Annotated in this window: 15 protein-coding genes and 1 pseudogene; 6 read left to right on the top strand and 10 right to left on the bottom strand. The window is 68.0% G+C overall.

Translation table 11 applies throughout. The annotated features are described in order from the left end of the window. Positions 1–10: 10 nt before the first annotated feature. The gene (locus tag KBZ13_RS01490; protein ID WP_255005260.1) at positions 11–406 is read right to left on the bottom strand and encodes a type II toxin-antitoxin system VapC family toxin; all 396 of its coding nucleotides are present in this window, start codon (positions 404–406) and stop codon (positions 11–13) included. Next, positions 403–690, bottom strand: a complete 288-nt coding sequence (locus KBZ13_RS01485; RefSeq protein ID WP_255005259.1) for an AbrB/MazE/SpoVT family DNA-binding domain-containing protein — start codon at positions 688–690, stop codon at positions 403–405. The genes KBZ13_RS01490 and KBZ13_RS01485 overlap by 4 nt, the downstream gene beginning before the upstream one ends. 204 nt (positions 691–894) lie before the next feature. Here KBZ13_RS01485 and KBZ13_RS01480 point away from each other — a divergent pair, with 204 nt between their 5' ends. Together KBZ13_RS01480 and KBZ13_RS01475 are read left to right on the top strand one after the other, a co-directional pair. Further along, positions 895–1,143, top strand: coding sequence for a type II toxin-antitoxin system Phd/YefM family antitoxin (locus KBZ13_RS01480; RefSeq protein WP_255005258.1), 249 nt, complete (start codon positions 895–897; stop codon positions 1,141–1,143). Beyond that, a complete protein-coding gene (locus KBZ13_RS01475) occupies positions 1,140–1,526 on the top strand; it encodes a type II toxin-antitoxin system VapC family toxin (protein WP_255005257.1) in 387 nt (128 codons plus the stop codon). The genes KBZ13_RS01480 and KBZ13_RS01475 overlap by 4 nt, the downstream gene beginning before the upstream one ends. Positions 1,527–1,844: 318 nt before the next feature. Here KBZ13_RS01475 and KBZ13_RS01470 read toward each other — a convergent pair whose 3' ends face one another. From KBZ13_RS01470 to trmH, 6 genes are all read right to left on the bottom strand, one after another. Beyond that, positions 1,845–2,306 (bottom strand): RES family NAD+ phosphorylase, encoded by a 462-nt coding sequence (locus KBZ13_RS01470; RefSeq protein ID WP_255005256.1) that lies wholly within the window; start codon positions 2,304–2,306, stop codon positions 1,845–1,847. After that, a complete protein-coding gene (locus KBZ13_RS01465) occupies positions 2,303–2,758 on the bottom strand; it encodes an antitoxin Xre/MbcA/ParS toxin-binding domain-containing protein (protein WP_255005255.1) in 456 nt (151 codons plus the stop codon). Before KBZ13_RS01465 ends, KBZ13_RS01470 begins: the two co-directional genes overlap by 4 nt. A 146-nt stretch (positions 2,759–2,904) precedes the next feature. Then, the gene (locus KBZ13_RS01460) at positions 2,905–3,051 is read right to left on the bottom strand and encodes a hypothetical protein (RefSeq protein ID WP_255005254.1); all 147 of its coding nucleotides are present in this window, start codon (positions 3,049–3,051) and stop codon (positions 2,905–2,907) included. 44 nt (positions 3,052–3,095) lie between these two features. Next, complete coding sequence (locus tag KBZ13_RS01455) at positions 3,096–3,677, bottom strand: RES domain-containing protein (RefSeq protein ID WP_255005253.1); 582 nt, start codon at positions 3,675–3,677, stop codon at positions 3,096–3,098. A gap of 3 nt (positions 3,678–3,680) precedes the next feature. Next, entirely contained in the window at positions 3,681–4,268 is a 588-nt protein-coding gene (locus tag KBZ13_RS01450; protein ID WP_255005252.1) for a hypothetical protein, read from the bottom strand. 35 nt (positions 4,269–4,303) lie between these two features. Next, positions 4,304–4,993 carry a tRNA (guanosine(18)-2'-O)-methyltransferase TrmH gene (gene trmH, locus KBZ13_RS01445; protein ID WP_255005251.1) on the bottom strand — a complete coding sequence of 230 codons (690 nt, stop codon included), beginning with the start codon at positions 4,991–4,993 and terminating at the stop codon, positions 4,304–4,306. 34 nt (positions 4,994–5,027) lie between these two features. Between trmH and KBZ13_RS01440 the strand changes: the two genes are divergently transcribed. The 4 genes and pseudogenes from KBZ13_RS01440 to KBZ13_RS01425 form a co-directional block, all read left to right on the top strand. Next, positions 5,028–5,312 carry a nucleotidyltransferase domain-containing protein gene (locus KBZ13_RS01440; protein ID WP_255005250.1) on the top strand — a complete coding sequence of 95 codons (285 nt, stop codon included), beginning with the start codon at positions 5,028–5,030 and terminating at the stop codon, positions 5,310–5,312. Positions 5,313–5,348: 36 nt separating this feature from the next. Then, positions 5,349–5,675, top strand: coding sequence for a hypothetical protein (locus KBZ13_RS01435; RefSeq protein ID WP_255005249.1), 327 nt, complete (start codon positions 5,349–5,351; stop codon positions 5,673–5,675). 8 nt (positions 5,676–5,683) lie between these two features. Next, positions 5,684–6,028, top strand: a complete 345-nt coding sequence (locus KBZ13_RS01430; protein WP_255005248.1) for an MGMT family protein — start codon at positions 5,684–5,686, stop codon at positions 6,026–6,028. Between the two features lie 10 nt (positions 6,029–6,038). Beyond that, positions 6,039–7,361, top strand: a pseudogene (locus KBZ13_RS01425) (16S rRNA (cytosine(967)-C(5))-methyltransferase); the annotation flags it as partial. Here the strand turns inward: KBZ13_RS01425 and KBZ13_RS01420 are convergent. Together KBZ13_RS01420 and chlG are read right to left on the bottom strand one after the other, a co-directional pair. Beyond that, positions 7,358–9,445: a transglycosylase domain-containing protein gene (locus tag KBZ13_RS01420; protein ID WP_409995589.1), complete on the bottom strand. Its 2,088-nt coding sequence runs from the start codon at positions 9,443–9,445 to the stop codon at positions 7,358–7,360. The pseudogene KBZ13_RS01425 and the gene KBZ13_RS01420 overlap by 4 nt on opposite strands. Then, positions 9,442–10,368: a chlorophyll synthase ChlG gene (gene chlG, locus KBZ13_RS01415; RefSeq protein WP_255005880.1), complete on the bottom strand. Its 927-nt coding sequence runs from the start codon at positions 10,366–10,368 to the stop codon at positions 9,442–9,444. Before chlG ends, KBZ13_RS01420 begins: the two co-directional genes overlap by 4 nt. Between the last annotated feature and the right edge of the window lie 25 nt (positions 10,369–10,393).

Here is a 10,393-nt window from a genome sequence, read left to right as displayed (position 1 = left end):
CCGGTTGTTGTCAAAGTAAAAGCACCGGCTCACCGGCCTCACTCAGCAGACGCGCGGCTTCGCGGTCGAACGTGGCCAGCTGGTCGCTGCCCAGCTGCCGCCCGCCAAAGGCGATCACGCCATCGGCGAAATCGCCGCCCGCCGAGAGCAACTTGAGCCCGGTTGCAACGGCAGGCCGATCGACGGCCACGCTGCTGCTGGCCAGCAGTGCTTCGATGGCGCTGACGCAGCTGGCGTTGGAGAAGTGGTAGACACGGCGCAGCACCCACACCAGTTCACTCAGCACCGGTAGCGAGATCGCAACCCGCTCCGCCTGCTCCAGAAGCGCACTGGCTGAGCGGGCTTGCTCCGGATCGTCCTGCACCAAGGCGCGCACCAGCACGTTGGTGTCGGCCGTGATCCTCATGGGCTGGTGCCGCCCAAAGCGGCCCAGCCCGAGGCAGCGGCCTCATCAAGCTCTTCCAGGCTGGCACGGTGGCTGCTGCGGCCTGCCAGCAGGCCGATGAAGTTGGTGATGCTGCCGGTGGCTTGCTCGGCGTGGAGCTCTAACCGGCCGCCTGGCAGAACTTCCACGTCAATGCGCTGGCCAGGCTGAAGGCCGAGGTGGACCAGCAGCTCTTTGCGTAGCGTCACCTGACCCTTGCTGGTGACGGTGAGGGATCGAGAGCCGTGACTTGGAACGTTGGTCATCGCCATGTGGCCATCCAACACTGAATGTAAGGCGTTTTTGCCTTGCTAATCGCCATGCTGAGCCGCCGCACCTGGGTCGCAGGGCCTCATCGGGATGAACAGCGCCTGGCAGCCCATAGCCCCCGTGCTCTTGTTCTGATTGCCTTTGGTCTAACTAACTTGGTCATACAGGCGATAGGGTTGGTGACTCGTTGAAGCAGCCTCGTGCGACAGGCGAACCTCTACGCCGCGAAAACCCAGCTCTCCGAGCTCGTACAGGCGGCCCTTGACGGCGAAGAGGTCTGGATTGCCCGGGCTGGCAAGCCGTTGGTGCGTCTGGTGCCGGGCACACCGATCCAGCCCCTGGCCGGCAGGGGCCTGTTGGCGCTGGATCCCGCCCAGATCGATGCTGCCTTTTCCACCGAGGTTGAGGAACAGGTGGCTGAGCTGATGCTGGGGCCCGCTCGGCCATGACCACCAACGGCCCCTATCTGCTCGATACCCACGTGTTGCTCTGGTGGTTGAGCGGCGACGCCCGCCTGAGCCGGGCGCGGGAAGCCCAGATCCGTGCGGCCCGTGCCCTGGTGAGTGCGGCCTCGGTCTGGGAGGTGGCGATCAAACATCAACTGGGCAAGCTTCCGGTGTCGCCCCAGCAACTCATCGAGGCCATCGCCAGCGCCGGGTTCGACCTGCTGGCGATCGAGGCCAGCCATGCCGCCGCCACCGCCCTGCTGCCCACGCTGCATCAAGATCCGTTTGATCGCTTGCTGCTGGCCCAGGCCAAGGCCCTGAAGCTCACCCTGCTCACGGCTGACCGCCAACTGGTGGCCTACGGGCGACGGGTGGAGCAGATTTGAGGCTCCTTACACCCACCAACGTGGCCAGGAGCTCAGCGCTACGGTTAAGCCCCGCCCCTGCTTTCGGCACCAGGCCGCCACCGACACATTCAGCGACGGCACCATGCCGATCATCGGGACGAACAGCGCCTGGTCCAGCGCGTGGGCCGTGGCCTACGTCAGGCCCCATTTCTCAGCACCGAGCGCGAAGGCAAGAGCGATGGCCCCTGCCTGTTTCAGTCACAGGAGATGCACCGGCTCACCGGCCCCGCTCAGCAGGCGCGCGGCTTCGCGGTCAAACGTGGGCAGCTGGTCGCTGCCCAGCTGCCCACAGCGCACTCACATCGCCAGCCGTTGATCGAGACGGAAGGGGATCTGATCCACAAGGGAGACCTGGGCGATGGCGGGATGCAGTGGGTTGAGCAGCAGGTTGCGGGCCTGGGGAACCACCACCGACGGCAGCACCAGAGCGAGTTGCTCAGCAGCTCTGAGCCAGTCAGCTCCGTCGGTAGCGCTGGCACCGTGATGGGGGATCGCATCCCACTCATCAGGCAATGTGTCGAGCTCAGGCCGAGTGATCAGCCCCGGAGCATCCGGCACCGCATAGGTGCACAACACCAGGGGGGCGCTCAGGACACCATTGAGATGAACCAGCAACTCCAGCACCGTGATCTCGGCGGTGAGCCCCAGATAGACCGCCCGCTGACCGGGCTGATTCCAGCGCTGACCATCCCGTGCGGCGCCCCCACCTGACAGATCACCGGCGTAGGCAGCCTTGCTGAGCCGCCAGGCCTGGATCAAACCGGGGCTCCCTGGGCGATCGCCTGCAACAGCCGCCGCACTTGGGCTGCGCCGATGGCGGTGCGGCAGTGCTGCAACGGCGGGGCCTGCAGCAGCAGTGGATGGGGCGTCTTCAGCCAGGTTTCTGTGCTGCCTGGTGATTCGAACACGTCATAGGCCAGGCTGATCACCTCGATCAGGCGATCCAGCCGTTCGGATGGCGCCAGCTCCAGTGGGGCCTCCTGCCGGACGCGTCGCGCCAGGGTGGCTTCCGAGAAGGCCAGCAAGGGCTCCAGCTCGGCATTTTTGAGATGAAGGTGCTGGCGCAGGGCGCTCAGCCAGCTGCTGCTCCAGCCCTGCTCAATGGCTTCGAGACGCTGCTGCTCACTGAGGGCACCCAGTTCAGCTGTGCGCTGCCAAAAGGTCTCGGCGAGGTTGCCGGGATCACAGGCGGTCGGACAGGCAAGGGCCATGGCGGGCAAGGTCCGGACCACTCCGGCAGGTTGTCAAGTGATAGAACACTAGCTTCAAATGACGGTGATGGCCGGCGGCGCGCCCCGTTCCACGGCCGGGGCCAGCAGGCAAGGGTCTGTCGTTTCACAGGAAAGGGCTTCCACGCTCAGCCCAGCTGGTCCCGCAGGGCGTTCACCAGTTCCAGATCCACAGGGGCTCCCTCCGGGCGAAGGGGCAACAGGGGAAAGCCGTTGCGGCTGGCTGGCAGGGCGCAGCTTGAAGCCAATCCCTTGGGCTGGGCCTCACGGGCCATCACCCTGGCGGCTGACGGGGTAGGTCCCAGGTTGGCGGCAGGACTCACTGCGGCAGCCTCCCTTCACGCCGCACCAGGGGCAGCAACTCAGCACCAGGCCGGCCCTCCGGCACACAGCACCAGCCCGCCAGGTCGTTGGCTGGGCACCAGAGCACGATCACCTCGGCCGCAACGGGCAAAGCAGCCATCTGATTGGCTCCTTGCTGGACCCGCAGGCATCGATGGCTTTGCACCTCGAGCAAGGCCGCCGTCGGAGCTTTCAGCCCCGTTGCACCGCAGAGCTTGAGCATGGCCACCTGATTGAGCCGAGCCTGGGCTGCGGCCTCTGTGGTGCTGAGCACGGTGTGGAGCGGTAGAGGCACCGCCGCCAGGTGATCAGGTCCCCAGGCCTCAGGAATCAGCACCGCCCACAGGGCCGCCGCAATCCCCTCAAGATCGGCTGGGTCTTCGATCTCTTCATGGCGGAGCCACTCGGCCCAGGCCACCATCGGCGATGAGGCCATGTAGTGAATGGGTTCATCGCCAGCCTGATTCCAGCGGCCTGAGCGCTGACCAGGACCATCCCAGAGGAACGCCAAACGCCGGTCACAGACGCGGAAACCCAGCCGAAAGGGCGCTTCAGGCACCGCTCAGCTGGCTGTCATGCCCAGGCGGGTGGCTTCTGCCAGCCCTAGGACGGCCTGCACCGTGGCCTCGTCGGGGTCCCAATCCCCGTGGAGTCGTTCATGGGGTGCCTGGCCCCCAAGCGCGGAGCGGGGCCGTTGGAACCAGCGCCGGATCCCGTAGGGGTTGTAGCTGCCCTCCAGATGATCGATGAGTAGTGCAAGCCAGTGGAGCCGGGCCGCGACCCGATCCGGGCAGACCCGCTCCCCTTTGGCGTAGCGGCGCAGGCTGGGCAGCGACACAGCCACCAGCGGGGCCAGGAGCTCGTCACCCAGCAACTCCCTGAGGCCCTGCCACTCCGTTGTGGGTGTCGGGCACTCCTCCAGGCGCCGGTAGGTCTCCGTCAGGAGCTCAGCGCGTGCCTCGGCTTGAGCGGGCCCGAGGGCTAACCACTGCTCCGCGGGCGTCCTGCAGAGCCCATGAAGAATGAGGCTGCGCATGGCCGCCTCCGTGGTGTCTGAAGGGTGCTTCACAAGGCCAAGCCGCCGCACCCGGGCCAGGAACTGAGCCTCAGCCAGCTGGGGTCGCGTGGATCCAGATTGGATTGCAAGCATGATCCAAATCTAGACCAGTTGATTGCTTCTGCCCCTCAGCACCGCAGCCTCAGCGTGCGCGGCAGCTCCTCGGCGATCTCTCCTTCGGCCGTGAGTGCCGGGTAGGGGCGCCCCTCCCTCTGGCACCAGGCCGCCACCTGGGGGTAGGCCCACTCGAACAGCAGCCGCCCGTAGCGCTCCGGCGCCACCCCTTCGCCCTGGGTGGGCACCAGTCCGGCCGCCTGGCGCTGCCTGAGCGCCTCGAACAGCAGGATCGCCGCCGCCACCGACACATTCAGCGACTGCACCATGCCGATCATCGGGATGAACAGCGCCTGGTCCACCCCGTTGGCCGTGGCCTCCGCCAGGCCCCATTTCTCGGCGCCGAGCACGAAGGCGGTCGGGCCGGTGAAGTCGCAGGTTCGGTAATCCACGGCGTTCACGCTCAGGTGGGTGCCGAAGATCCGGAAGCCCTGCTCCCGCAGCAGGGCCAGGGCTGTGGGGGTGTCGCTCTGGGGGTGCAGGCTGACCCACTTCTGGCTGCCCTTGGCGGTGTCGTTGAAGGTGCGCGGCCGCCCCGGCAGGCTCACCACATGGGCCTCAAGCACCCCCACCGCATCGCAGCTGCGCAGGATCGCCGAGAGGTTGTGGGGCTTGTCCACATGCTCCAGCAGCACCGTCAGGTTCTCCATGCGCTGGTTGAGCACGCCCTGGAGCCGCTCGAAGCGTCGGGGCAGCAGGGGCATGGGCGGATGGGCGGTCACTCCTTACTTTGGTGCCATGGGCCAGCTCGCTGAACTTCGTGACCAGCTCCAGCAGGAGCGCTTTGGACGGCTGAGCACGTCGGTGGCGCCACTTCTGGCGGGCCGTGTGGGCACGGAGGTGTGGCTGTTTGGTTCTTGGGCCCGGGGGGATTGGGATGCCCGCACTGATTTGGACCTGATCACCGTGGACCTGATCGCCGTGGAGACGTCCGAGTGGCAGGCCCGCCGTTCGCTCGGCGATCCCCATTGGCGTGCGATCAGCCGCGAGGCGATTTTGATCGCCGCTGGAAGCAAGCCATGACACCTCGGCTGGAGGCCTGGCCTGAGCGTTCTTTCGGTGGCATCCGCTGCCATTCGCGCCACCGTGCAAGGTCAGGCTATGAAGGATGTGCCCCTGCGCCTAGTGATGCCCGTCTGGCTGACCCTGCTGCTGCTCGCCTTCAGCGTGGTGCTCTGGTCCATGGGCTCCAGCAACCGCGACGATGTGATCGGTCTGCTGGAGCTGCTGCTCGGCACCGCCGCCTTTCTGGTGTGTCTGTTCACCGGCCATCACCTGCTGCTCGATGTGGCGGGGGTGTCCCTGGCCCTGTGGCTCCCGAGGGCCCACGCCGACATGGCCTCGGTCCGTGCGGCCGATAGCGACGATCTGCTGCTGCCCTTTTGAGCTCCAGCTTGAGCGCCGCGTCAGCCCCCAGCTTTGACCAGAGGGTCTGGGCGGAGGTGGCCCGCATTCCCTTCGGCCAGCTCGCCACCTATGGCCAGATCGCCGATCGGATCGGAGCCTTCGGCTGCGCCCGCCAGGTGGGCTGGGCCCTGCGGCGCCTGAGCCTGCCCTCCGACGTGCCCTGGCACCGCGTGGTCAACGCCAGGGGGCAGATCAGCCTGAGCCTGAGCCGCCTGGGCAGCGACTGGATCCAGGCCGACCGGCTGCGCTCCGAGGGCATCCCCGTCGATGCCCAGGGCCGCCTGCCCCTGGGGCGCTATCTGTGGAGACCCGAGCCGGATCCCTGCGTTTGAGCCGTCCCCTTTGAGCACACCTCCTGATTCGAGCGCCATCGGCCTGGAGGCCCGCCAACTGGCCTGGCAGGTGCTGCTGGCGGTGGGTTCGGGGGCCTATGCCGACGCCGCCCTGGAGCGGGAACTTCAGCGCCATCCCCTGGCTCCGGCCGATCGGGCCCTGGCCACTGAGCTGGCCTACGGCTCGATCCGCCGGCGCCGGGAGCTTGATGGCTGGCTCGATGCTCTCGGCAAGGTGCCGGCCGCCCGCCAGCCCCCGAAGCTGCGCTGGCTGCTGCACCTGGGGCTCTACCAGCTGCTGCACGCCGATCGTGTGCCCGCCTCGGCGGCGGTGAGCACCACGGTGGAGCTGGCCAAACGCGGCGGCCTGGGCCGCCTGGCGCCGGTGGTGAATGGATTGCTGCGCTCGTTCCTGCGGCGGCAGGAAACCGGCGAACCCCTGCCGCCTCCCTCCAGCCCCGCAGACGCCCTGGCCCGGCGTCACTCCCTGCCGGACTGGCTGGCCGCCGAGCTGCTCAGCTGGCTGCCTCCCGCGCGGGCCGAGGATTTTGGGATCGCCTGCAACCAGCCGCCGCCGCTGGATCTGCGCGTCAATCCCCTGCGTACCAGCGTTGAACGGCTGCTGGCTGATTTCGCCGCCGCTGGCGTCGCCGCTGCTCCGCTGCCGGAGCTGCCCCAGGGCCTGACGCTGACCGCCCGCAGCGGCGATCTGCGCGCCCTTCCGGGCTTTGCCGAAGGGCACTGGTGCGTGCAGGACCGCTCTGCCCAGTTGATCGCGCCGCTGCTCGATCCCCAGCCGGGGGAGCGCGTTCTCGATGCCTGCGCCGCCCCCGGCGGCAAGTGCACCCACCTGGCCGAGCTGATGGGCGATCGGGGTGAGGTCTGGGCGCTCGATCGCTCCGGCCCGCGCCTGCGGCGGGTGTTCGCCAATGCCGAGCGCCTCGGCATGGGCTCGATCCAGGTGCTCGAGGCCGATGGGCTCACCTTGGCCCAGGACCGCCCGGAGCTGCTCGGCAGCTTCGACAAGCTGCTGATCGATGCCCCCTGCTCGGGCCTGGGCACCCTGGCGCGCCACGCCGATGCCCGCTGGCGCCTCACCCCCGAGGCGATCGCTGAGCTGGTGGCGCTGCAGCGCGATCTGCTGGAGGCGCTGCTGCCTCTGCTCAAGCCCGAAGGACGGCTGGTGTATGCCACCTGCACGGTGCATCCGGCCGAGAACCAGCGGCAGCTGGAGGCGTTTCAGCTGCGCCACCCCGATTGGACGCTGCACGCCGAGCTGCAGATCTGGCCCGGCCCCGCTGGGGGCGATGGCTTTTTCGCGGCGGCGCTTCAGGGCAGCGGCGGGGGCGCCGAAGGAGCCACGGGCGGTGGCGGCGCCACAGGGGCGCTGGGCACGGGCGGCGGCGCGCTGGGGCTCTCGGGAGGCGCCGACGGAGCCGGAGTGGAAGGCCCGCTGGTGGGGGGTGGTTCGGAGCCCGTTGGAGCTTCGTAGGGGGTGTTCTCCGCTGGCAACTTGGTGGGCTCGGGCTCCCAGCTGCGCTCGCGGGGTCGTTCGCTCCAGGCGTCGCTGCGGCTGGAGGTCTTGGACTTCTCTGGCCGGAACACCCCCGTCAGCACCGGTTTGGGCGGGAACGGGCGCACGGGCAGATCCTTGACGATCGGCGCCATGTAGTCGTGCCAGGCGTAGGTGGCCACCACGCTGGTGGAGCCGGTTTCACGGTTGTTGTCGTAGCCCAGCCAGACCCCCGTGGTCAGCTGGGGAATCGAGCCGATGAACCAGAGATCGCGCCCCCCCTCGGAGGTGCCGGTCTTGCCGGCCACGGGGCGGCCGGGCAGGGCCGCCCCGCCGCCCGTGCCGCCGTTGACCACCTGCTGCAGCATCCAGAGCATGGCGTCGGCGATGTCGCTCTCCACGGCCCGCTTGCCGCGGTCGCCATCCACCCGGCGGCTCCAGAGCAGCTCGCCGCTGGGCCCGTCGATCTCCTCGAAGGGCGTGGGCGTCACGTAGACGCCGCGGTTGTTGATCGCGGCGTAGGCCGCGGTCATGTCGAGCACGGTCTGCTCGTAGGCGCCGATCGCCATCGGGTAGAAGCGCCCCAGCTCCCGGTGGATGCCCAGGCTCTTGGCGGTGGCGATCACCTTGTCGAAGCCGAGCTTCTGCAGCAGCCCCACCGCCACCACATTCAGGGAGTTCTTGAGGGCTACATAGAGCGGTACGGCGCCCATGTAGCGGTTGCCGAAGTTCTTGGGGCAGTAGCCGGCGAAGCAGCGGGGTGAATCCACCACGATGTCTTCGGGCTTCATCCCTTCCTTGATGGCTGTCAGATACACAAACAGCTTGAAGGTGGAACCCGGGGAGCGCAGGGCCTGGCTGGCGCGGTTGAACTGGCTCTTGCTGTAATCCTTGCCCCCCACCATCGCCCGCACCAGGCCGGTGCCCGGCTCCATCGACACCAGCGCCCCCTCCATCGCTCCGTAGGCGTAGGTGTCGATCACCTTCTGCCCCTGGTTCTGCCAGGCCAGGTTGAGGCTGGTGCGGATCGTCAGCCCGCCCACCTCCAGCTGTTCGGGGGTGAGCACCTTGGGCAGCTCCTGGGCCACCCAGCTGGTGAAGTAGGGCGCCCGGCTGTTCCAGTATTTCGGCAGGGCGGGCTTGAGCTTCAGGGGGCTGGCCTCGGCCTGCTGCTGCTGCGCATCGTCGATGAAGCCGGCCTCACGCATCCGCCTGAGCACCACGGCGCGGCGCTCCAGGGCCAGCTCCGGGTTCACCAGCGGCGAATACACCGAGGGGGCCGGCGGCAGACCGGCGATCAGGGCCGCCTCCGGCAGGGTCAACTGGTCCGGGGTCTTCGAGAAGAAGATCCAGGCCGCATCGGAGAGGCCATAGGCGCTGGAGCCCAGATACACGTAGTTGAGGTATTGCTCAAGGATCTGCTCCTTGCTCAGCTGGCGCTCGAGCTTGCCCGCCAGGGCCGCCTCCTCCAACTTGCGCCAGAGGGTGCGGTCCTGGCTCAGATACACCGTGCGCGCCAGCTGCTGGGTGATCGTGCTCGCCCCCTCCTCCACCGAGCCGCGGGTGATGTTGCGCACCATCGCCCGGCCGATGCCCACCGGATCGATGCCGTCGTGCTGGTAGAAGCGCCGGTCTTCGGCGGCGATGAAGGCGCGCTTGACCAGCAGGGGCATCTGGCCACTGGCCACCTTCTCGCGGGTGGCGGGGCCGAGTTTCTGCAGCACCTGGCCATCGGCCGAGAGCACCGTGATCGTGCCCGGGCGGTTGAAGCTGCTGATCCGCTCCACTTCGGGCAGCATCCCGTCGATCGAGCGCACCAGGGCCCCCTGGCCCACCGCCACCAGAGCGCCGGCGCCGGCCGCCAGCGCCCCCAGCAGCAGCAGTTGGAGACTGCGCTTGCTCACATCGTGGCGACCAGGCTGCTGTGGCCGATCGCCAGGGCGGTCACCAGCATGCCCAGCACCAGAAACGGTTGGGCGCTGGCCTGGTATTTCACATCGAAGGCCACCGGATCCCGCAGCAGCCAGATGTCCTGGAAGGTCATCTGGGGAACGATCAAGAGCACCAGCAGCACGGCGGCGAAGTGCTGGCCGATCGCGATCAGCACGCCCACCATCGCCAGCTGGAACACATTGATCATTCCGGCGCTGATCCAGCTGGCCCGCTGGATCCCGAAGACCACCGGCAGTGATTGCAGCCCCAGGGCCCGATCCCCCTCCACGCTCTTGAAATCGTTCACCACCGCGATGCCGAGCCCCGCCAGGCTGTAGGCGAGGGTGAGCAGGGCGGTGGTCCAGGTGAGCTGGCCGAACAAGGCCTGGCCCGCCCACCAGGGCAGGGCGATGTAGCTGGCGCCGAGGGCGTAGTTGCCCAGCCAGCCGTTCTGCTTGAGCTTCAGGGGCGGAGCTGAATAGATGTAGCTCACCAGTGAGCCCCCCAGAGCCAGCAGCAGCAGCACCGGGGTGCTGTGGCCCGCCCAGAGGTCGAGCCCCCAGGCCACCGCCAGGCCGGCGAGCAGCAGCACCCAGATCTGCAGCTTCACCGCCCCCAGGCTCACGGCGCCCGACGGGATGGGCCGATAGGGCTCGTTGATCGCGTCGATCTCGCGGTCGTAGTAGTCGTTGATCGTCTGGGTGTAGCCCGCCAGCAGCGGACCGCTCATGAGCATGCAGGCGATCGAGGCGCCCACCTGGCTGAGCGACCAGTTGAAGTTGCCGGAGGCGGCCGCCCCGCAGATCACGCCCCAGATCAGGGGGATCCAGGTGACGGGTTTCATCAGCTGCAGATGCAGCTTCCAGGCACTGGTGGTGCCGGCCGCCCCCTTCATGCCAAGGAGCTGGCGGGCGCCGCCG

It is taken from the genome of Cyanobium sp. ATX 6F1, from assembly GCF_024346315.1.
GTDB lineage: Bacteria > Cyanobacteriota > Cyanobacteriia > PCC-6307 > Cyanobiaceae > ATX-6F1.
Note: the sequence above shows the minus strand (reverse complement) of the source record. Positions and strands in the feature narration are given on the sequence as shown.